Here is a 21779-nt window from a genome sequence, read left to right as displayed (position 1 = left end):
ATGGGCGCCTATATTCTAAGACGCCTGCTGCTGGTCATTCCGACCCTTCTGGGCATTATGATCGTCAATTTCACTCTGGTGCAGTTCGTGCCGGGTGGGCCGATCGAACAGATCATCGCTCAGATCGAAGGGCAGGGCGACGTCTTTGCCGGGTTCGCGGGTGGCGGCGATGCTGGCGCGGGTGCCGAACCGGCCGGTGGGTCTTTTGACGACAAATATGTTGGCGCACGTGGCCTTCCACCAGAGTTCATCGCAGAACTTGAAAAGGAATTCGGGTTCGACAAGCCGCCGCTCGAACGCTTTCTGGGTATGATGGGCAACTACCTGACACTGGATTTCGGAGAGAGCTACTTTCGCTCGATCAGCGTGATTGATCTGGTGCTGGAAAAGATGCCGGTTTCGATTTCGCTGGGCCTCTGGTCGACCCTGATCGCCTATCTGGTTTCGATCCCGCTGGGCATTCGTAAGGCGGTCAAGGACGGATCTAAGTTTGACACCTGGACCAGTGGAACCATTATCGTGGCCTATGCCATTCCCGGTTTCCTGTTTGCGATCCTGCTGCTGGTACTGTTCGCAGGTGGCTCTTACTGGCAGATTTTCCCGCTGCGGGGACTGACTTCGGACAACTGGGACAGCCTGAGCGTGTTTGGCAAGATCATGGACTATTTCTGGCACATAGCCTTGCCAATCATTGCGCTGACAATCTCGGCGTTTGCGACGCTGACTTTGCTGACCAAGAACTCTTTTCTGGATGAAATAAAAAAGCAATATGTGATGACGGCGCGCGCCAAGGGCCTGAGCGAGCAAAAAGTACTGTACGGCCATGTCTTCCGTAATGCGATGCTGATCGTGATAGCCGGTTTCCCGGCGGTGTTCATCGGCGTTTTCTTTGGCGGTTCGATCATTATCGAGACTATCTTTTCGCTGGATGGCCTTGGCCGTCTTGGGTTCGAGGCTGCAGTAGCTCGCGATTATCCAGTGATCTTTGGAACACTCTTTATCTTTGGCCTGATGGGCCTCGTCGTCGGAATTATCAGCGACCTGATGTACGTCCTCGTCGATCCGCGCATCGATTTCGAAAAGCGGGAGGGTTAGATGACACTTTCCCCTCTCAATCAACGCCGCTGGCGTAATTTTCGCCGAAATGGACGGGCGTTCTGGTCCCTTATTATCTTCAGTGTTCTGTTCGGTCTGTCTCTGTTCGCCGAGTTCATCGCCAATGACAAACCGATCCTCGTGAAGTACCGAGGGGAGTTTTATACTCCAGTGTTCAACTTCTACGCGGAGACTGAGTTTGGTGGAGATTTCCAGACCGAAGCCATTTACCGCGACCCTGAGGTACAGTGCCTGATCGACAGCGGTGGGCTGGAACAGTGCTTCGACGATCCCGAAGGCATCATCGAACAGATCGAGGCCGGAACTTTTCAGGCCGAAGGGTTCGAACGCGGCTGGGCGATCTGGCCACTGATCCCGTATTCCTTCAACACCAGCGTAGATCGCCCCGGTGCGGCACCGCTGCCGCCGAACAAGCAGAATCTGCTGGGTACGGATGACACCAAGCGCGATGTTCTGGCGCGGGTGATCTACGGCTTCCGGCTGTCGATCCTGTTCACGCTAATGGTGACGGGGGTGGCCAGTCTGATCGGTATCTTCGCCGGAGCCATCCAGGGCTTTTTCGGTGGTTGGCTGGACCTGGTTTTCCAGCGCATCATCGAAATCTGGTCCGCAACACCGTCGCTATATGTGATTATCATCATGTTCGCCATTCTGGGGCGAAGTTTCTGGTTGCTTGTCGCTCTGATGATCCTGTTCAGTTGGACCGGCTTGGTCGGAGTAGTGCGCGCCGAGTTCCTTCGGGCGCGAAACCTGGAATACGTGCGTGCGGCCCGAGCGCTGGGTGTCGGCAACATGACCATCATGTTCCGCCACATGCTGCCCAATGCGATGGTGGCCACGCTGACCTTCATGCCGTTCATCGTAACGGGGACAATCGGCGGGCTCGCCAGTCTGGACTTTCTGGGTTTTGGCCTGCCGTCTTCGGCTCCGTCGTTGGGAGAATTGACCTTGCAGGCCAAGCAGAACCTGCAGGCGCCGTGGCTGGCCTTCACTGCCTTCTTCACTTTTGCCATCATGCTATCGCTTCTGGTCTTTATCTTTGAAGGCGTCCGCGATGCGTTCGACCCGAGAAAGACCTTTTCATGAGCCTGTTGGATGTGAACAACCTCAAGGTCTCGTTCCGGCAGGACGGGCAGGTCAGCGCAGCGGTCAAGGGTGTCTCCTTTACCGTCGACCGCGGCGAAACGGTTGCCTTGGTGGGCGAGTCAGGGTCAGGTAAATCCGTTACCGCACTTAGCACAGTGTCCTTGCTTGGCGACAGCGCGATCGTCGAGGGTTCGGTTCAGTATGACGGGCAGGAGATGATCGGCGCCTCGGACCAGCGCCTGATGGACGTGCGCGGCAATGATATCAGTTTTATCTTTCAGGAGCCGATGACCTCGCTCAACCCGCTGCACACGATTCAGAAGCAGATGGCAGAGTCGCTGGCACTGCATCAGGGGCTGGCTGGTGCTGCTGCGCGTGATCGGATTGTCGAATTGATGACCAAAGTGGGTATACGTGACCCAGAGGAGCGTCTGGACAGCTATCCGCATCAATTGTCAGGTGGGCAACGCCAACGTGTCATGATCGCAATGGCACTGGCCAACAAGCCGGACATCCTGATCGCAGACGAGCCAACGACTGCTCTGGACGTAACCATTCAGGCGCAAATTCTGGAGCTTCTGGCTGAATTGCAGAAGTCCGAAAACATGGGGATGCTGTTCATCACACACGATCTGGGTATTGTGCGCCGAATTGCGGATCGGGTTTGCGTCATGAAAGATGGCGAGATTGTCGAAACCGGGGTGACGACCGAGATATTCGACAACCCTCAGCACCCTTATACGCGTAAGCTGTTGGCGGCTGAGCCGTCTGGTCACCCCGACCCGGTCGCTTTGGACGCCGAAGAGGTGGCCCGGACGGATAGTTTGAAAGTCTGGTTCCCGATCCAGCGTGGGTTCTTGAAAAGAACCGTTGGCTATGTGAAGGCCGTCAATGATGCGACTCTGACTGTGCGCGCAGGTGAGACGCTGGGCATTGTGGGGGAAAGCGGCTCGGGCAAAACGACCTTGGCGTTGGCCATCATGCGCCTGATTTCTTCCGAGGGGGGGATCACCTTCCGCGATCAGGATGTACGCCGCTGGTCAACGAGAGAGCTGCGGCGGCTGCGTAAGGACATGCAGATTGTGTTTCAGGACCCATTCGGCAGCCTCAGCCCGCGCATGACTTGCCAACAAATCATTGCCGAAGGGCTCGCAATCCACAAAGTGGACCCACATCGTGCCCCGCGCGAGCTTGTGGCCGAAGTGATGACCGAAGTTGGCCTGGACCCGGCAGCGATGGATCGTTACCCGCATGAGTTCTCAGGCGGACAACGGCAGCGTATTGCCATTGCACGGGCGATGGTGCTGCGGCCCAAATTGTTGGTTCTGGACGAACCGACGAGCGCGCTGGACATGACGGTACAAGTGCAGATTGTCGACCTGCTGCGTGACCTGCAGCGGAAATATGGGCTGGCCTATCTGTTCATCAGTCATGACCTCAAAGTCGTGCGCGCGATGTCGCACAATGTCATCGTGATGCGGAACGGAGACGTGATCGAAATGGGCAAGGCAGAGGATCTGTTCGAAAACGCTCAGACCGAATACACCCGTGAACTGATCGCGGCGGCGGGCTGAAGCCAGCCCGCGCGCCCAAATTGTCTAGGCGATTTCCTTGCGTTGTGTGGGCGTGGGCACCGGTCCGCGCAGCTCCTCGTAGTGATCGAATTGCAGCTTTACCCAGCCCGTGCCCCGGGTGGCGCTTGCAAGGGTGCGGTGCAGTTCGTCCTGAGCTACAGCGGGCAGCTGAGCGTTAAAAATTTCCCAACCCGAAGCGTTCGGGTTGCCCTCGAACCCCAATACCTGCCCTTGCAATGAACTGATCGTCGGCACCAGATCACCTACAAAGGTCGAGGGCAGGTGGATTTCCGCGTTCAGGATCGGTTGCAGGACAACCGGCTTCGCTTCGGGCAGAGCTTCGCGTACCGCGTTCTTGCCCGCGGTGCGGAAGGCATAATCCGAGCTGTCCACATTGTGGTGTTTGCCGTCGCTCAGCGTGACCTTGACGTCCACTACCGGGAATCCTTGGGGACCCTGTGCCAGTGCGTCTTTTGCGCCGTGCTCGACCGAAGGAATGTAATTCTTGGGCACTGAGCCGCCCTTGACCACTTCCTCGAACTGAAAACCCGAACCGCGCGGCAATGGCGCGACGGTGATGACCACATCCGCGAACTGACCGGCCCCGCCGGATTGCTTGCGGTGGCGGTGGCGATATTCGACAGACGAGCGGATTGTCTCACGATAGGCGGTTTCGGTAGCGTCAGCTTCGATTTCGATGCCGAAATCCTCGGCCAGTTTTGCGGTGACACGACGCATATGCTGGGGCCCTTGCGAGCCCAGGATCGCGTGGCCGCTCAGCTCATCATGTTCCAGATGAAGGCCCGGGTCGATCTCGACCAGACGTGTCAGCGCGTTGGACAAGCGAACGTCGTCCCGTTCGTGTGCGGGCGACACGACCTGACGATGAGCTATGGGGTGTGAGGCCGCCCATTCCGGAAGCGGCGTTGCCGAAGTGCTGTCGTACAAGTAACCGGGGTTCAAGTGGTCGGATTTCACCGCCAGCCCGATTTGCCCGGCTTCAAGAACGCTGATCTGAGTCTTGGCGTCGAGCGTTGTCAGATTGCCGACGGTCTCACCGCCCAAGGCTTCATGCGCTTTGACGCCGTCGCCCAGGCCACGCAGGACAATGATCTTGCCGATGTGTTTCTTGACATCCGCAAAGCCGGCAATGGCGCGCGCGTCTTCTGCGGCTTCGTCGCGGCCGGCTGCGATATCAAACTCGGGCGCCTCGTGTCGCAGGGCCTTCATAAGGCGAGTCAATCCGTTTCCATGGCTCGCCGCACCGAGGCAGGCCGGGATTAACTGATGGTTCTGCAGTACTTGCGCCGCCAGACCATAAATCTCTTCGCTGGGTGGCTGCTTGTCCTCGATCAGCTGCTCCAACAAATGGTCATCGAAATCCGACAGCGTTTCGAGCAACTCGGTGCGGGCCTCCTGCTCACGGTCTTCGGCCGATTGCGGCAGTTCGATCAAAGCCGAGGGTTGCCCTTCCTGATACTTCCACGCGCGTTCCGAGATCAGATCCACGGCACCGATGATCGTTTCGCCCTCTCGGATCGGAACCTGACGTAGGGCGATGTGATGTGTGCAATAAGTTTGCAGCGCTGAAATGATGTCGCGAATGCGGCCATTTGGGTTGTCCATCCGGTTGATGAACAGGAAACAGGGTATACCCGCTTCCTCGACCAGCCTTAGATACGGGGCGCATAGGACCGCCGCATCCGGGTCGGGCGGTACAACCACGACCGCTGCGTCCGAGATCGCCATCGCAGGCCCGGCATAGGCCAACGCGTCGCCGCCTCCGTCCACATCAATCGCGCACCAAGGCTCGTCCAAGTAAGAAAAACCGTGCAAATGCACGGTCCCGGAAACATCGAATGTGGTGGGTCGGCTGTCGAGGCGGCTGATGGCCTCGACCAGAGTGGATTTGCCCGATTGGCTGGGGCCGAGGACGGTGAAAACGCGCATAGGTGCTGTCCCTCTTGCAGGTTGCAGAATAGCTGCACGAAAAGGGCTGTCGAACGCGTTCGCGCCGGCAAGAACTGTCTGCGAATTCGCCTGCCTCAGGGTGTGAAGAGGCGGCCTCTCCACTCCTTGAGTTTGGAGAAAACCGAAGGCGTGCGTCAAGCCCCCGTGCCGTATTGAATCGGGCGGGCCGAATATCGGTCCGCCGAACTGGTCTCAGATCGCCGAGCTGTGTCCGGCTTTGCTCAGGTCGTAAGCGTCAAAGCTGCCTGCAATCATGCGGGTCAGCGCGCGCGCTTCGGGCGGTATGAACAGGCCTGTTTCATCGACCTGCAGCAATCCCTCGAACGCGGCGTTCGCATCGGTGTACATCTGTTGCAACTCTGAACTCGAGATGTCGTGGTCGCGCAGTATCTCGGCCGTGTCGATCCGAAAATCGCACATCAATGCCTCTATCAGGCGTGCGCGCACGATGTCCTGCCCCTTGAACAGGTGCCCCCGCGTTGTCGAGAACTGTCCTGCACGGATTGCTTTTGTGTGAGCCGATGTAGCGGGTGCGTTTTGCGCATAGCCTTGCGGGAAGCGTGAGATTGAACTGGCGCCTACACCGATCAAAATATCAGCCTGATCATCGGTATAACCCTGGAAATTCCGCTTTAGCCGTCCGGCGCGTAGTGCGTGGGTCAGGCCGTCATCCTGTGTCGCAAAGTGGTCAATGCCGATCTCGGCATAATTGTCCCACAGGAACAGACGCCGTGCGGTATCAAACAGCTCCAGCCGTTGTTCTGGCGTGGGCAAGGCATCCGACGGGATCAGTTGCTGACGTTTGGCCATCCACGGCACATGCGCATATCCGTAGAGCGCGACGCGATCCGGGGACAATGACAGTAGTTTTTGCACGCTCTCGGTCATGCGCGCTTTTGTCTGGTGCGGTAGGCCGTAGAGAATGTCAGCATTCAGGCTGGTAATGCCGCGCGCACGGATCATGTCGACGGCATCGCGGGTGATATCATAGCCTTGAATGCGTCCGATGGTCTTTTGGATTTCTTCATCGAAATCCTGCACCCCGATCGAGGCACGGTTCATCCCGGCCTCTGCCAGTGCGTCCAGACGCGCTTCGTCGATCTCGTTCGGGTCGATTTCAACGGAAAACTCGGCGTCAGGGCCAAGGGGAACGATTTCCAGAATGCGTCCGGCCAGATCACGCATCAGATCGGCATTCAACAGGGTAGGCGTACCGCCACCCCAATGCAGACGCGACAGTTTCACACCTTCGGGCAGACGCGCGGCCAGCAGGTCCAACTCGGCCTTCAGAACGTCGACGTAGGCGATGACTGGGTTGTCGGTCTGTGTGCCCTGCGTTCTGCAGGCACAGAACCAGCACAGCCTGCGGCAGAAGGGCACGTGGATGTAAAGCGAAACAGAGCTGCCGGGCGCGATGCCGGAAATCCAGTCGCCAAAAAGATCGGCCCCCACGTCGTTATTGAAGTGCGGGGCGGTGGGATAGCTTGTATAACGCGGTACTTTCGCGTCAAAAAGTCCAAGCCGTGCCAGTTGCGGTTTCGTTGTCATGAAGTTACGGGTATACCGGGAGGGGCTCAGATACTTTGACCGAGATCAAGTGGAAACGCGAATGACACTTAAGGCCCTGTATGAGCACACGACATGCGACGAGTGTCCTATCCGGCATCGGGCGGTTTGTGCACACTGCGAAAAAGACGAGCTCGAAGAGCTTGAAGGCATTAAATATTACCGCAGCTTCGAAGCTGGCCAGACGATTATCTGGTCTGGCGATCCGATGAATTTTGTCGGCACAGTTGTATCAGGTATCGCATCACTGACGCAGACGATGGAAGATGGGCGGACCCAAATGGTGGGTCTTTTGTTGCCCAGCGACTTCGTCGGGCGCCCAGGGCGCGAATCTGCCGCCTACGACGTGATCGCCACCACCGATCTGGTGATGTGCTGTTTTAGGAAAAAACCCTTTGAAGAGCTGATGGGCAAGACGCCTCATATTGCGCACCGCCTGCTTCAGATGACGCTGGATGAGTTGGATGCCGCACGCGAATGGATGCTGGTTTTGGGGCGCAAGACAGCGCGTGAAAAGATCGCCAGCCTTTTGTCGATCATTGCCCGCAGGGACGCATCGATTCATCTGAAAGGCATGTCCGGGCCGATTGTGTTCGATCTACCGCTGACCCGTGAGGCGATGGCGGATTACCTGGGGCTGACACTGGAAACTGTCAGCAGGCAGATATCTGCCTTGAAAAAGGACCAGATCATCACCCTCGAAGGTAAGCGACATGTGACCATCCCCGACATGGGCCGCCTGATGGAAGAGGCGGGCGATGACACGGATGGCGGTTTCCTAGTTTAACGGCTAACCGTAACGGTCCTTGCCAGACAATATCAGGAGCGGGTTATGGAATTCAGCAGCATATTAGCGATGATTTCTATCGGCGCGATCGCCGGTTGGCTCTCGGGCAAAATCATGGAAGGGCGCGGGTTCGGCCTGATCGGCAACATCATCGTCGGCGTGGTCGGCGCCTTTCTATCAGGGACCATCTTTCCGGCATTGGGCTTCGCCGTCGGGGGCGGGTTGTTTTCCTCGATTATCTTCGCGACGATCGGCGCGGTGATCTTGTTGTTCCTTATCGGATTAGTGCGCAAGGCATAGAATCCGACATGCTCCGTGGGCCGCGGCCGTAAGACTTCGACCAATCAATGGGCCAGGAAAACCGGCACGTCTGATTGTTCCAGCATGTTTCGCGTTGCACCGCCCAGAATGGCTTCGCGAAAGCGTGAATGGCCATAAGCGCCCATTACGATCATGTCGGCGTCTGTGTCCGAAGCGTGACGGTTGAGGATGTCCGAAACACGGGTCATTGTCTTGCTGAGTACGTCAATCTCGCACTTCACGCCATGACGGGCCAGCAATTGCGACAACATACCTCCGGGATCCGAGCGGTCCGGCCCGTGTCGGGGCGGGTCGATGACGACGATGCGCGCCAAATCGGCCTGCTTTAGGAAGGGCAGGGAGCGACGGATTGCCCGCATCGCCTCAGGGCTTTCGTTCCAACCGATCAGAACGGTCCGAGGCCTGGTCAATGGCTGCGCCTGATCAGGTACCAGCAACACGGGGGCGTGGCCTTCGAACATTGCGGCTTCGACAATCGGTTCCGCCTCTGCGTCGCGGTCCTTACCGTAGGGGCGCGGAAGGATGACCAGGTCAGAGAAACTGGCGCGGCGCGCTACGTGCCGTCCGATGTCGGCGATTTGCGCCACACCGCTTTCCGTTGACCATCGGGCATTCGATTTACCCAGCACGTCCTGGGCAAAAGCCTGGATCTCATCCGATTCGGCATTGGCGCGGCTCAGGGTCTCTTGCAGGATAAGTGCATTGGCACCAGCGTAGTAATACCCGGTCTGGCTGCGGTCGACGCCAAGACACAGAGCTTCGGCATGGGCGTCCAGCTCTTCGGCCAGAGCTATCATCTGGTTTAATGCCGAGCTGGCCAATCTGGTCTCTGTCATGACCGTCAAGAGGGATTTGTATGCCATGTCGTCCTCGTGTTTCGAGGTGCCGCCGGTCGGGCTTACACCTGCTTCTTCGGAAACACCTGTCACAGAAAACAGCCGTTTGTCTTGACACAGATCAAAGCAAGTTTACCAAGCTCACTGCATTAAAACACGCAGTCAAACGGGTTTCGCGCGGCGCCAAGAATCGCGCGGGGCATGGCAAAGGGACGCAATATGTCAAATTACATCAAGCTGATCGTGCTTGGTCTGGTCGTGCTGTTCGCAGCGATCGGGACCAATTATGCACGAGATTTGGCGTATCAGGTGCATGCGATACTGGTGATGCTGATCGCCGGTGGTCTATTCATCTGGACGCTGAGAAACACAGACGAGCCAGATATTCTTGTTGACCGTTCAGGTGAATACATGGATGGCGTGATCCGCTATGGCGTGATCGCGACTGCCTTTTGGGGGGTGGTAGGGTTCCTGGCCGGAACTTTCATTGCGTTCCAGCTGGCCTTTCCGGCGCTCAATTTCGAGTGGGCCCAGGGCTACGCCAACTTCGGCCGACTACGGCCGCTGCACACATCGGCGGTGATTTTCGCCTTTGGTGGCAACGCGCTTATCGCGACGTCGTTCTACGTTGTTCAGCGCACCAGCGCCGCGCGTCTTTGGGGCGGTAACCTGGCGTGGTTCGTGTTCTGGGGCTATCAGCTGTTCATCGTCCTGGCGGCGACCGGTTATGTTCTGGGTGGAACCCAGTCCAAGGAATACGCGGAACCCGAATGGTACGTCGATCTGTGGCTGACCATTGTCTGGGTGGCCTACCTGGCCGTGTACCTCGGCACGATCGTCAAAAGAAAAGAGCCTCACATCTATGTGGCCAACTGGTTCTATCTGGCCTTCATCGTCACCGTAGCCATGCTGCACCTGGTCAACAACATGACCATCCCGGTCAGTGTCTGGGGGTCGAAATCGGTCATTGTCTGGTCGGGCGTGCAAGACGCCATGATTCAGTGGTGGTACGGCCACAACGCCGTGGGCTTCTTCCTGACCGCGGGCTTCCTGGGCATGATGTACTATTTCATCCCGAAACAGGCCGAACGTCCGGTGTTCTCGTACAAACTGTCGATCATCCACTTCTGGGCGCTGATCTTCCTGTATATCTGGGCCGGACCGCATCACCTGCACTATACCGCGCTGCCTGACTGGGCCTCGACGCTGGGCATGGTGTTCTCGGTAATCTTGTGGATGCCGTCCTGGGGTGGCATGATCAACGGCCTGATGACCCTGTCGGGCGCTTGGGACAAGCTGCGTACCGACCCGGTGATCCGCATGATGGTGATCTCGGTTGGCTTCTACGGCATGTCCACGTTTGAGGGTCCGATGATGTCGATCCGCGCCGTGAACTCTTTGAGCCACTACACCGACTGGACCATTGGTCACGTGCACTCGGGCGCGCTGGGCTGGAACGGCATGATCACCTTTGGTGCGCTGTACTTCCTGGTACCTGTCCTGTGGAAGCGCGAGCGTCTGTACTCACTTCAGATGGTCAGCTGGCACTTCTGGCTCGCCACCATCGGCATCGTGCTCTACGCCGCGTCGATGTGGGTGACCGGTATCATGGAAGGCCTGATGTGGCGTGAAGTGGATGCCAACGGCTTCCTCGTGAACTCGTTCGCCGACACTGTGGCTGCCAAGTTCCCGATGTATGTGGTGCGTGCAATGGGTGGCGTCATGTTCGTCGCCGGTGCCCTGATCATGTGCTACAACCTGTGGATGACTGTGCGGAAGGCACCGGCTAAAGAGGCCAGCCTGACCGTCGCAGTCCCGGCTGAATAAGGAGGGCCGGAGCAATGGCAATTCTCGACAAACACAAGATCCTCGAGACCAACGCGACCCTCCTGCTGGTGTTCAGCTTTCTGGTCGTGACCATCGGTGGCATCGTTCAGATCGCACCCCTGTTCTACCTTGAGAACACCATCGAGAAGGTGGAGGGCATGCGCCCTTACACCCCTCTCGAAATGGCGGGACGTGAGATCTACATCCGCGAAGGCTGCTACACCTGCCACAGCCAGATGATCCGCCCGATGCGGGATGAGGTCGAACGCTACGGTCACTACTCGCTGGCGGCCGAGTCGATGTATGACCACCCGTTCCAGTGGGGTTCCAAGCGCACCGGGCCCGACCTGGCGCGAGTTGGAGGCCGGTATTCGGATCAGTGGCAGATGGATCACCTGCGTGATCCTCAGTCAGTGGTGCCTGAATCGGTGATGCCGAAATATGGCTTCCTCGAGCATCGCAAGATCGACGGTAAGTATATCGGGGACATCATGGCAGCTAATGCTCTGGTCGGGACACCGTACACCGACGAGATGCTGGAAAACGCCGTGGCGGATTTCCGGGCACAGGCCGATCCGGACAGCGACTATGACGGTCTGCTGGAACGTTATGGTGACAAGGTCAACGTGCGTAACTTCGATGGTCAGTCCGATCTGACCGAAGCTGATGCGCTGATCGCTTATCTGCAGATGCTGGGCACGCTGGTCGACTTCTCGACCTTCACCCCGGACGCAAGCCGCTAAGGAGGGTGTGATGGAAGAATACACAATCCTCAGGCAGTTCGCGGATAGCTGGATGTTGCTCGCGCTGTTTGTCTTCTTTGTCGGTATCGTCGTCTGGGTTTTTCGCCCCGGTGCCAGCAAGGAATACAAGGACACCGCCAACATCCCGTTCCGGCATCAAGATAAACCCGCCACATCCAAGGAGGCTGGGCAATGAGCAAGACACCTGAAAAACTACCGGGTGACCCGCAAACAACCGGACACTCCTGGGATGGTCTCGAAGAGTTTGACAACCCGATGCCCCGCTGGTGGCTATGGACCTTCTACGTCACCATCATCTGGGGCGTGATCTACACGATCATGTATCCGGCGTGGCCTTTGGTTCAGTCGGCGACAGCTGGTGTACTGGGCTGGTCTTCGCGGGCGTTGGTGCAGGAAGAAATGGTTGCGTTCGAAGAGGCCAACGCACCATGGAACGCCAAGCTGGTGGAAACACCGCTGGATGACATCGCTAAAGATGCCGAACTGCAGCAATACGCAGTCAACGCAGGCGGCGCGGTGTTCCGCACCTGGTGCGCGCAATGCCACGGCTCGGGTGCGCAAGGCGCGCCGGGTTTCCCGAACCTGCTGGACGATGCATGGCTGTGGGGCGGTACGCTTGAAGACATCGAGACCACAGTCGCCTATGGCATTCGCAACGAGGAAAGCGACGATGCGCGCTATTCCGAGATGCCGGCCTTTGGCGAAATCCTCGAGCAGGACGAAATCACTCAGGTGGTTCAGTACGTCATGTCGCTGACCAATGCGCAGACCGACGATGCGGCGGCGCAGGCTGGTAAGGTTGTTTTTGAAGACAACTGCTCGGCCTGCCACGGCGAGGACGGCAAGGGCGACGTCACTCAAGGTGCACCGAACCTGACCGACGCGATCTGGCTCTATGGCGGCAGTGAAGAGGCATTGACCGAGACTGTCACCAACAGCCGCTTCGGTGTCATGCCGTCTTGGGAAAACCGTCTGACCGAGGCGCAGGTTCGCGCCGTGTCTGCCTATGTCCACCAGTTGGGTGGCGGTCAGTAAGGTCTGAAGAATACCTCCGGGCGGTCTCCCGCCCGGAGGTTGAGGCACCGGCTGTTCCATCTGTTCGCGCGTTTCCTGAACAGCCGGTGCTGATTTTCAAAGAATAGGGCCGAGATTTGCTGCGGTCCAGAATTGGCTTTGAAATTGACAATCAAAGATCGGTCAGATCGACCGCGCGCGGATTTTCTTTCCACAAGTGACTGTCAGGTAACCAATGCCGTTTGCGGCTGCCCGGTTTGGGTACTTCGCGAATGTGCGGTGCATTTATGCGAGTGGCGGTCATGAAAAATCTGGCAAAAACGGTCAGCATGGCGTTTCTCCTATGTGATGTTGTCTCTGCTTAAAAGATTGACCTTCGGACCACCGAATGCGACTCAATAACCATTCTGTCGTGTAAGTGTGGATTACATATGGATTGGCTGACACTTCCTCCGCTCGCCTCGCTGCGCGCATTTGCGGCCTTTGCTGACAAGCGCAACGTTGTCGAAGCTGGCGCAGCGCTGAATGTCAGCCACGCTGCCATCAGCCAGCAACTGCGGACGTTGGAGAGGCATCTGGGCGTGGCGCTGCTGGACCGTTCCGGCAAAGCGTTGGCACTGACAGTGGACGGAGAGCATCTGGCTCGTGCCCTGCATCTGGGCTTTGGCGCTATTGAAACTGCGGTACGAGACTTGAACCGGTCCGGAACAGAACGCCCTGTGCATGTTTCGCTGACATCGTCATTTGCAGCGTCATGGTTGATGCCCCGTTTGCCAGCCTTTCGCGCCGCCCATCCTGAAGTGGATCTGGTCCTTGATCCCACCGCCGAGATTGTCGAACTACGGCCCGGCGGGGTTGATCTTGCCATTCGGTATGGTCCGGGCGGCTGGCCTGGCGTCCAGTCCGAGATGTTGCTGCAAACTCCGGTGGTGATCGTTGCCGCCCCCGAATTGCTGGGCGAAAAAACCAAATGGACGCCAGCCGAGCTGGCCCATCTGCCGTGGCTGGAGGAGATTGGCACCACTGAGGCGACCAACTGGCTGGCAGAGCACGGCGCCGGGCCACAACGCGGCGCCGGTCGCACGAAATTGCCGGGCAATCTGGTGCTAGATGGTTTGCGCTCAGGGCAGGGTGTCACTGTCACAGTGCGACATTTCGTCGAGTCTGACATTCAGGCTGGACGTATTGTCGAACTCTACGCTGAGCCGGACACGCGCGGATACCATATTGTAACGGCAAAAACCGCACTTAGACCTGCCGTAAAAACATTTGTGGCTTGGTTGAAGCGTCAGGCGCGTCAGGCGTGATAAAAGGTGTCTGTACGATGCGCGTTTTGACCCATGTCAATGTTTGCCAAACCGTGATCTGAGACAAGACGCAGTCAGAAGAGCTACATTTTGGAGCCAGCCCGTGAGCGATTCCAGCCCTCCCCCCAGTCTCTATGCCGCGAGAGAGCCGATCTTCCCGAGGCGGGTGTCTGGTCCCTTTCGCAATCTCAAATGGATCATCATGGCGATCACGCTGGGCATTTATTATGTGACACCCTGGTTCAGATGGGACCGGGGGCCGAGCCTGCCGGATCAGGCCGTGCTGCTGGACCTGGCCAACCGGCGGTTTTATTTCATGTGGATCGAAATCTGGCCACATGAGTTCTATTTTGTCGCCGGATTGCTGATCATGGCCGGGTTGGGGCTGTTCCTGTTTACGTCCGCACTTGGTCGGGTCTGGTGTGGGTATGCCTGCCCACAGACTGTTTGGACCGACCTGTACATTCTGGTCGAACGCTGGATCGAAGGTGACCGCAACGCGCGTTTGCGTCTGCACCGGCAGAAAAAACTGGATTTCCGCAAAGCCCGGTTGCGGCTGACCAAATGGGTGGTCTGGTTGTTGATCGGCCTGGCGACGGGTGGCGCATGGGTTTTCTATTTTGCCGATGCGCCGACGCTGATGCGGGATTTGGTCACCGGAAACGCGCACCCAGTGGCGTATACGACCGTTCTGATCCTGACTGGAACGACATTCCTATTCGGTGGGTTCGCACGCGAACAGATTTGTATCTACGCCTGCCCCTGGCCACGTATCCAGGCCGCAATGATGGACGAGGATACTCTGGTCGTCGGTTACCGCGAATGGCGGGGTGAGCCGCGAGGCAAGGGTAAACGAACCGCAGATACAGAGCTGGGAGATTGCATAGACTGCATGGCCTGCGTGAACGTTTGCCCGGTGGGGATCGACATCCGTGACGGGGAGCAATTGGAGTGCATTACCTGTGCACTGTGTATTGACGCCTGCGATGATATGATGGTCAAGGTCGGCAAACCGCGCGGACTGATCGACTATATGGCCCTGAGTGATGAGACCCGTGAACGCGCGGGGCAGCCTCCCAAAAGCATTTGGAAGCACATCCTGCGCCCGCGTACGATCATGTATACCTCGCTATGGTCGCTTGTCGGCTTTGCGTTGCTGTTTGCGTTGTTCATACGGTCCGATATCGACCTGACTGTTGCGCCAGTTCGAAATCCGACCTTTGTGACACTGTCCGATGGGACAATCCGCAATACGTATGACGTCCGTCTGCGAAACAAGCATGGTGAGGACAGGCTGTTCAAATTGTCGCTGGCGGGTGATCCGGCCATGCGGGTCGAGATCGAAGGTGTCGAAGGCGAGACTGTCAATGTGACCGCGGATACGGCACAATTGACACGCGTTTATATCGTCGCGTCCCAGGGCACCGGACCGGCTGGCACAGATGCTACTCCGGTGCGCATCTGGGTCGAAGACCTGAGCAGTGGTGAACGAGCCTACAAGGATACGACGTTCAACGGGCGAGGAAACTGATTATGGCGGAACGTCAATTCACCGGAAAACACGCTCTTGCGGTGTTTGTTGCTGCCTTTGGTGTGATCATCGCGGTGAACCTTTTGCTAGCCTACAGCGCCGTGAAGACATTTCCGGGACTCGAGGTTAAAAACTCCTACGTTGCCAGTCAGGAATTCAACGAACGACTGCAGGAACAGCAAGCCCTAGGCTGGGATATTCGAGCCGAAATCTCGGGAGGGCTGTTGATCCTGCACATCACCGATCAAACCGGTGCTCCGGTCGAGGTGGCCGAGCTGCAAGCTATCGTCGGTCGCGCAACCCATGTGAAGGACGATTTTTCACCGGACTTCACGTTTGATGGCATCGCTTATGCGGCGCCGGCATCGCTGGGCGAAGGCAACTGGAACATTCGTCTTGTCGCCAAAGACCGGGACGGAACGGAATTCGCTCAGCGTGTTCCGCTATATGTAAAAGGCTGATGCGATGACGGCGCAGATATCCCCTGGCACCGCGGCTTGCCCCGGGTGCATTGCTGCGCCGGTCGAACCCGCTCGACCCATACCTGAGGACGTGCAGATCGCGCTATCACTGCCCGGCATCCACTGTTCGGCCTGTATCTCCACCGTTGAGCGTGAGTTGAACGCCCATCCCGGAGTTGAAGACGCGCGGGTCAATCTGACTCTCAAACGGGCGATGATCAAAGCCGCACCCGACATCCGTGCTGTTGACCTGATCCCAGTGTTGGAGCGGGCAGGCTATGAGGCGCACGAGTTGGACCCCGGTGCCTTATCCGCCACGCAATCCGACAAAGCCGGGCGCGATCTGCTGATGCGGCTTGCAGTGGCAGGCTTCGCTTCGATGAACGTAATGTTGTTGTCGGTTTCGGTCTGGTCCGGGGCGTCCGACGCGACGCGCGACATGTTCCACTGGATATCTGCGGCTATTGCGCTGCCCGCAATTGCATTCTCAGCGCAGCCCTTCTTTGCCAACGCCTGGAGCGCCCTGCGCGTACGCCGTCTGAACATGGATGTGCCGATCGTATTGGCTATCTTACTGGCACTGGTGACATCGCTTTGGGAAACCGCGCTAAGCGGTGAGCACGCCTATTTCGATGCCGCGCTGACGTTGACTTTCTTTCTGCTGGCCGGGCGGTATCTGGACTATAGAACCCGTGCTGTAGCCCGCTCGGCTGCCGAGGAATTGACGGCGCTTGAAGTGCCTCGGGCAGTCCGAGTAGCAGATGGGACCGAGGAAGAAGTCGCCGTTTCTACCTTGAATGTTGGCGATCTTATCCTCGTCCGGCCCGGTGGTCGGATGCCTGTCGATGGCCAGATCGTATCTGGCCAGTCGGAACTGGACCGGTCCTTGCTGACCGGCGAGACTCTTCCCGTTTTTACCCAAGAAGGGCATCCCGTCAGTGCCGGTGAGGTCAACCTGACTGGCCCGCTGATTATTCGTGCGACCGCGGTGGGTGAGGATACCTCACTGCATCGTATGGCTGATCTGGTTGCCATCGCTGAATCCGGCCGCTCTCGTTACACGTCGCTGGCCGACAAGGCGGCCAAGCTTTACGCGCCGGGCGTGCACATCCTTTCGGCGCTCAGCTTTCTGGGTTGGTATATTTATACCGGCGACGTCCGAACCGCACTGAATATTGCGGCGGCTGTTTTGATCATTACATGCCCATGTGCACTGGGCTTGGCCGTACCTGCAGTGACCACCGCAGCCTCGGGCCGCTTGTTCCGCAGTGGGATGCTGATCAAACACGCCACGGCGCTGGAACGTCTGGCCGAGGTGGACACGGTTGTTTTCGACAAGACTGGTACGCTGACATCAGGCACGCCCGAGCTGACCAATCTGGGGGATCGCACTCGCACTGATCTGGAAGTCGCGCTCGCTTTGGCCGAAGCGTCGGCCCATCCACTATCGGTTGCGCTGGCACGTGCAGCACGAGAGGCGGGCATCAGACCAGCAACGCTCCGCAATATCGTCGAGGTGCCCGGTTACGGCACTGAAGGTACATTCCGCGATCAACGCGTCCGACTGGGTCGCACGGCTTGGGTGGGCGGAGAAGACGGTGATCAAACCACAGCCTGGCTGGCTATCGGTACGCATCAACCAGTGGCATTCACCTTCACGGACGCATTGCGAGCAGGGGCTGCCAATGCAGTGGATGCTTTTCAAAAGTCCGGTAAAAAAGTCATTCTGATCTCGGGCGACACGCACGGCGCGGTTAACGCTCTGGCGGATAAGCTGGGTATCCAGACCTGGATCGCCCAAGCGCTGCCTCAAGACAAAGCGGCCAAAGTTCAGGAATTGAGTGAGCAGGGGCGTCACGTTCTTATGGTCGGGGATGGTTTGAACGACACAGCTGCATTGGCAGCGGCTCATGTATCAATCTCTCCGGCATCCGCGCTGGATGCGGCACGGGTTGCGTCCGATATCGTGCTCTTGGGAAATGACTTGTCCCCGATTGCAGAAGCGTGTGACACGGCAGTCAAGGCCACGCGCCGGATTCGCGAGAATTTTCGCATCGCCACCGTTTACAATGTCATCGCCGTCCCGCTGGCTGTTGCTGGTCTGGCGACTCCACTGATTGCTGCGTTGGCAATGTCGACCTCGTCCATTACCGTATCGCTGAATGCGTTGAGACTGAGGTAACCCCAATGGAAGTGCTGGCTTATCTGATCCCGATTTCCCTGTTCCTGGGTGGCGTTGGATTGGTGGCGTTCATCTACACTGTTCGGTCCAATCAGTATGAAGATCCCGAGGGGGATGCGCGGCGCATCCTCAGCGACGAATGGGATGATCGACCCAAGCCCTGACAGGGGCACCAACGGCCCTTGAAATTGCCGCAATGCCCGGTTATGTCCGGCCCATCCGCTAGCAGAGAGAACCAAGCCAAATGGCAACTATGAATCCGATCCAGTTCATTCAGCAGGTCCGTGCCGAAGTCGCAAAGGTCGTCTGGCCTACCCGGCGTGAGGTGCTGCTGACCACGGTCATGGTGTTCATCATGGCGGCGCTGACGGCTGTATTCTTTGCGCTGGTCGACTTGGGCATTCGCGGCGGGCTGCAGTTGATCCTCGGTGCGTTCAGCTAAGGTGGATTGACCCGCGCGGAAACGCCGCTGCCCTCTTGCGTAGCGGGCCGTGTCGGAGTAGTTGACGCAGGACTATTCGGAATAGGCGTGTGGCGATTCGGGCTGCGCGCCGCTTTTTATTCCGGAAGACGCGGACAGGCCGCGGCAGATTTTCAATACAGGGTGCGCCCAAGCTAACGGGAAGCGCCGAAGGCAAACAAGGACGACAGGTTCATGGCGAAACGGTGGTACTCGGTCAGCGTTCTTTCGAATTTCGAAAAGAAGATCGCAGAGCAGATCCGCACGTCGGTGGCCGAGCAGGGCCTTGAGGACGATATCGACGAGGTTCTGGTGCCCACCGAAGAGGTGATCGAAGTGCGCCGAGGCAAGAAGGTGACGACCGAACGCCGTTTCATGCCCGGCTACGTTCTGGTTCACATGGAAATGTCCGATCAGGGCTATCACCTTGTGAATTCGATCAACCGCGTCACCGGTTTCTTGGGTCCGCAAGGCCGCCCGATGCCTATGCGTGACGCCGAAGTGAACCAGATCCTCAACCGCGTTCAGGAAGGCGAAGAAGCGCCGAAGCTGATGATCTCCTTCGAGGTCGGCGAGAAGGTCAAAGTCAACGACGGCCCGTTCGAGGATTTCGACGGCATGGTCGAAGGCGTGGACGACGAGAACCAGAAGCTGAAGGTTTCGGTTTCGATCTTTGGCCGCGAAACCCCGGTCGAGCTAGACTTTACGCAGGTTACGAAGCAGGGCTGATTAAGCTCGCAGCGAGTTTTACGATGCCGCGGTGCACATGCATCGCGGCTTTTTTTGTATGTGTTTGTGTGAAGTCTGTTGTCCGGCAATCAAGTTGTCCGTTGCAGTCAAGCGTGATAGCTCTTCTGAATAGTGAACTTGAAGCGGCAGTTTAAGTGCCGAAGATTTTGTGTCCCCTGAAAAAATGATTGAGCTCGTCATGGCGGGCGAAAAAACCGACTTTAGTCAGGAGTTGTGGTCAGCTTTCCGGAACGGCTATCCTATTGAGAACCTGAGGCCGTTACTGCTGACGGACACCCCGGATATTCTGGATCTTGCGGCCTACCTTATCTATGAATTGGGTGTAGATGTCAGATGTCTTCTAAATGATATCGTTCCGCTTTTGGATAACGAGCGTGCTCATATCCGTGCAAATGCAGTAATGGCTTTGGAAGAATGCGCAACGAAGTTTGATACGTTTGCCTTGGGCAAGGTCATTGGATTACTCGATGATCCTGATCCTTTCGTGCATCGCATAGTCATGCGCTTTGTCCAATATTGCGAAGTTGGCATGTTGATTGCCGGAATAAATGAAGCCGCGTTGATCAAAAAAGGGACAATATTCGAGAGATTTCCGGGCGTCGTAGGGAATTTTTTCTCACGCAGAGCGAACCGATCATCATCCGGGCTTCCGAATATTATTGTTGGATTGTTGAGGCACGAGAACCCAATCGCAAATAGGCTGGGTGTGGGGCTTGCCACACGCCCGAGATTAATCGCCGATGAAAACCTCATCGACTTGGCCGCGCAAGTTACTGAAGAAGAATGCCGCAACATTGTCAGATGGGCACGGAAAGGCGCGCGTGTTATGTACGCTGACACAACGAGACTCTAGTTCGGAGTGACGTCGGCAGCTTCGGACTCAAGGTGGTCTTTTCCGACTGTGGCGAACGCCACTTGCCAACCCCCGCATTCCTCTGTAAGTGCCGCCTCTATCGTCTTTGGGCGAGATTCTCTCGTGGGAGGTTGCTGGGATCGCGATCCCGGATCGGACCACGCAACATAATCTGGGTGAGACGCGTTTCACCTAAGTTGAAAGGAAAACCAAATGGCCAAGAAGCTTGCTGGTACAATGAAACTGCAGGTTCCTGCAGGTCAGGCGAACCCGTCGCCGCCAGTTGGTCCGGCGCTGGGTCAGCGCGGCATCAACATCATGGAATTCTGCAAGGCGTTCAACGCCAAGACCGCAGACATGGAGCAAGGCGCACCTTGCCCGACCGTGATCACCTATTATCAGGACAAGTCCTTTACCATGGACATCAAGACGCCGCCCGCGTCTTATTACCTGAAAAAAGCAGCTGGTCTGAAGCCGGTTGGCAAGCGGAACCGTCCCCGTGGCGCGGAAAACCCAGGTCGTGAGACCGTGGCCACCGTGACCACAAAGCAGGTTCGCGAAATCGCCGAAGCCAAAATGAAAGATCTGAACGCCAACGACGTCGAAGGCGCAATGCAGATCATCGTGGGCTCGGCCCGCTCTATGGGCATCGAGGTGAAGTAAGATGGCAAAACTCGGTAAACGTACGCGCACTGCGCGCGAAGCTTTCGCTGGCAAGACAGACCTGTCGGTGGAAGAAGCGGTTGCACTGGTTAAAGCCCACGCAACTTCGAAATTCGACGAAACCGTCGAGATCGCTCTGAACCTGGGCGTTGACACACGTCACGCGGACCAGATGGTTCGTGGTGTTGTCGGCCTGCCGAACGGCACCGGCAAGGCGATGCGCGTTGCAGTATTTGCTCGCGGCCCCAAGGCGGACGAAGCGAAAGAAGCAGGCGCGGATATCGTTGGCGCAGAGGACCTGATGGAAACCATTCAGGGCGGCACCATCGAATTCGATCGCTGCATCGCAACCCCTGACATGATGCCGATCGTCGGTCGTCTGGGTAAAGTTCTGGGCCCCCGCAACCTGATGCCGAATCCCAAGGTTGGCACCGTGACCATGGATGTGAAAGCAGCCGTGGAAGCAGCCAAGGGCGGTGAAGTTCAGTTCAAGGCGGAAAAAGGCGGCGTTGTGCACGCCGGTGTTGGCAAAGCGTCCTTCGACGAAGCCAAGCTGGTCGAAAATGTCCGTGCTTTCGTTTCGGCCGTGGCCAAGGCCAAGCCGACAGGTGCCAAAGGCACCTACATGAAGAAAATTGCGCTGAGCTCGACAATGGGCCCTGGCGTGACGCTGGACGTGGCAGAGGCTGCGGGCGAGTAATAGCCGCAAT

General features: G+C 57.6%; 23 protein-coding genes. 19 read left to right on the top strand and 4 right to left on the bottom strand.

Annotation, left to right across the window (positions count from 1 at the left end; translation table 11 throughout):
- Genes AC2TCY_RS17790 through AC2TCY_RS17780 form a run of 3 tightly spaced genes read left to right on the top strand, consistent with a single transcriptional unit; the run spans nt 1 to nt 3776 of the window.
- A complete protein-coding gene (locus AC2TCY_RS17790) occupies nt 1-1095 on the top strand; it encodes a microcin C ABC transporter permease YejB (protein WP_480849369.1) in 1095 nt (364 codons plus the stop codon).
- Nucleotides 1096-2202 carry an ABC transporter permease gene (locus AC2TCY_RS17785; RefSeq protein ID WP_480849367.1) on the top strand — a complete coding sequence of 369 codons (1107 nt, stop codon included), beginning with the start codon at nt 1096-1098 and terminating at the stop codon, nt 2200-2202.
- Nucleotides 2199-3776, top strand: coding sequence for an ABC transporter ATP-binding protein (locus tag AC2TCY_RS17780; protein WP_480849366.1), 1578 nt, complete (start codon nt 2199-2201; stop codon nt 3774-3776). Before AC2TCY_RS17785 ends, AC2TCY_RS17780 begins: the two co-directional genes overlap by 4 nt.
- A 24-nt stretch (nt 3777-3800) precedes the next feature.
- Here AC2TCY_RS17780 and AC2TCY_RS17775 read toward each other — a convergent pair whose 3' ends face one another.
- Both AC2TCY_RS17775 and hemN read right to left on the bottom strand, forming a co-directional pair.
- Nucleotides 3801-5726: an elongation factor G gene (locus AC2TCY_RS17775; RefSeq protein ID WP_480849364.1), complete on the bottom strand. Its 1926-nt coding sequence runs from the start codon at nt 5724-5726 to the stop codon at nt 3801-3803.
- A 213-nt stretch (nt 5727-5939) separates the two neighbouring features.
- Entirely contained in the window at nt 5940-7295 is a 1356-nt protein-coding gene (gene hemN / locus AC2TCY_RS17770) for an oxygen-independent coproporphyrinogen III oxidase (protein WP_480849363.1), read from the bottom strand.
- Nucleotides 7296-7356: 61 nt separating this feature from the next.
- On the opposite strand from hemN, the gene fnrL reads away from it, so the two are divergent.
- On the top strand, nt 7357-8100 hold the full coding sequence (gene fnrL / locus AC2TCY_RS17765; protein WP_480849361.1) for a transcriptional regulator FnrL: 744 nt from the start codon (nt 7357-7359) through the stop codon (nt 8098-8100).
- Nucleotides 8101-8145: 45 nt separating this feature from the next.
- Nucleotides 8146-8400, top strand: a complete 255-nt coding sequence (locus AC2TCY_RS17760; RefSeq protein ID WP_480849360.1) for a GlsB/YeaQ/YmgE family stress response membrane protein — start codon at nt 8146-8148, stop codon at nt 8398-8400.
- Nucleotides 8401-8444: 44 nt separating this feature from the next.
- On the opposite strand, the gene AC2TCY_RS17755 is transcribed toward AC2TCY_RS17760, so the two are convergent.
- The gene (locus AC2TCY_RS17755) at nt 8445-9284 is read right to left on the bottom strand and encodes a universal stress protein (protein ID WP_480849638.1); all 840 of its coding nucleotides are present in this window, start codon (nt 9282-9284) and stop codon (nt 8445-8447) included.
- Nucleotides 9285-9476: 192 nt separating this feature from the next.
- Here AC2TCY_RS17755 and ccoN point away from each other — a divergent pair, with 192 nt between their 5' ends.
- Genes ccoN through ccoP form a run of 4 tightly spaced genes read left to right on the top strand, consistent with a single transcriptional unit; the run spans nt 9477 to nt 12883 of the window.
- Complete coding sequence (gene ccoN / locus AC2TCY_RS17750; protein WP_480849358.1) at nt 9477-11084, top strand: cytochrome-c oxidase, cbb3-type subunit I; 1608 nt, start codon at nt 9477-9479, stop codon at nt 11082-11084.
- Between the two features lie 14 nt (nt 11085-11098).
- A complete protein-coding gene (ccoO, locus tag AC2TCY_RS17745; RefSeq protein WP_480849357.1) occupies nt 11099-11827 on the top strand; it encodes a cytochrome-c oxidase, cbb3-type subunit II in 729 nt (242 codons plus the stop codon).
- 10 nt (nt 11828-11837) lie between these two features.
- On the top strand, nt 11838-12023 hold the full coding sequence (locus AC2TCY_RS17740; RefSeq protein ID WP_480849355.1) for a cbb3-type cytochrome c oxidase subunit 3: 186 nt from the start codon (nt 11838-11840) through the stop codon (nt 12021-12023).
- Nucleotides 12020-12883: a cytochrome-c oxidase, cbb3-type subunit III gene (gene ccoP / locus AC2TCY_RS17735; RefSeq protein WP_480849354.1), complete on the top strand. Its 864-nt coding sequence runs from the start codon at nt 12020-12022 to the stop codon at nt 12881-12883. The genes AC2TCY_RS17740 and ccoP overlap by 4 nt, the downstream gene beginning before the upstream one ends.
- A gap of 151 nt (nt 12884-13034) precedes the next feature.
- Here ccoP and AC2TCY_RS17730 read toward each other — a convergent pair whose 3' ends face one another.
- Nucleotides 13035-13193: a hypothetical protein gene (locus AC2TCY_RS17730; RefSeq protein WP_480849353.1), complete on the bottom strand. Its 159-nt coding sequence runs from the start codon at nt 13191-13193 to the stop codon at nt 13035-13037.
- Nucleotides 13194-13293: 100 nt separating this feature from the next.
- Between AC2TCY_RS17730 and AC2TCY_RS17725 the strand changes: the two genes are divergently transcribed.
- The 10 genes from AC2TCY_RS17725 (at nt 13294) to rplA (ending at nt 21769) form a co-directional block, all read left to right on the top strand.
- Nucleotides 13294-14169: a LysR family transcriptional regulator gene (locus AC2TCY_RS17725; protein WP_480849352.1), complete on the top strand. Its 876-nt coding sequence runs from the start codon at nt 13294-13296 to the stop codon at nt 14167-14169.
- 103 nt (nt 14170-14272) lie between these two features.
- Nucleotides 14273-15700 carry a cytochrome c oxidase accessory protein CcoG gene (gene ccoG / locus AC2TCY_RS17720; RefSeq protein WP_480849351.1) on the top strand — a complete coding sequence of 476 codons (1428 nt, stop codon included), beginning with the start codon at nt 14273-14275 and terminating at the stop codon, nt 15698-15700.
- Between the two features lie 2 nt (nt 15701-15702).
- A complete protein-coding gene (locus AC2TCY_RS17715) occupies nt 15703-16161 on the top strand; it encodes a FixH family protein (protein ID WP_480849349.1) in 459 nt (152 codons plus the stop codon).
- Nucleotides 16162-16165: 4 nt separating this feature from the next.
- Entirely contained in the window at nt 16166-18343 is a 2178-nt protein-coding gene (locus AC2TCY_RS17710) for a heavy metal translocating P-type ATPase (protein ID WP_480849347.1), read from the top strand.
- A gap of 5 nt (nt 18344-18348) precedes the next feature.
- Nucleotides 18349-18507: a cbb3-type cytochrome oxidase assembly protein CcoS gene (gene ccoS / locus AC2TCY_RS17705; RefSeq protein WP_480849346.1), complete on the top strand. Its 159-nt coding sequence runs from the start codon at nt 18349-18351 to the stop codon at nt 18505-18507.
- Between the two features lie 80 nt (nt 18508-18587).
- On the top strand, nt 18588-18785 hold the full coding sequence (secE, locus tag AC2TCY_RS17700) for a preprotein translocase subunit SecE (RefSeq protein WP_170350969.1): 198 nt from the start codon (nt 18588-18590) through the stop codon (nt 18783-18785).
- A 213-nt stretch (nt 18786-18998) separates the two neighbouring features.
- Nucleotides 18999-19532 (top strand): transcription termination/antitermination protein NusG, encoded by a 534-nt coding sequence (gene nusG / locus AC2TCY_RS17695; RefSeq protein WP_170385962.1) that lies wholly within the window; start codon nt 18999-19001, stop codon nt 19530-19532.
- Between the two features lie 169 nt (nt 19533-19701).
- Nucleotides 19702-20406 carry a hypothetical protein gene (locus AC2TCY_RS17690; protein ID WP_480849344.1) on the top strand — a complete coding sequence of 235 codons (705 nt, stop codon included), beginning with the start codon at nt 19702-19704 and terminating at the stop codon, nt 20404-20406.
- Between the two features lie 213 nt (nt 20407-20619).
- Nucleotides 20620-21069 carry a 50S ribosomal protein L11 gene (rplK, locus tag AC2TCY_RS17685; protein WP_480849343.1) on the top strand — a complete coding sequence of 150 codons (450 nt, stop codon included), beginning with the start codon at nt 20620-20622 and terminating at the stop codon, nt 21067-21069.
- A gap of 1 nt (nt 21070) precedes the next feature.
- Nucleotides 21071-21769 carry a 50S ribosomal protein L1 gene (rplA, locus tag AC2TCY_RS17680; protein WP_480849341.1) on the top strand — a complete coding sequence of 233 codons (699 nt, stop codon included), beginning with the start codon at nt 21071-21073 and terminating at the stop codon, nt 21767-21769.
- Nucleotides 21770-21779 lie beyond the last annotated feature (10 nt).

It is taken from the genome of Ruegeria sp. HKCCD7181, from assembly GCF_057221055.1.
Note: the sequence above shows the minus strand (reverse complement) of the source record. Positions and strands in the feature narration are given on the sequence as shown.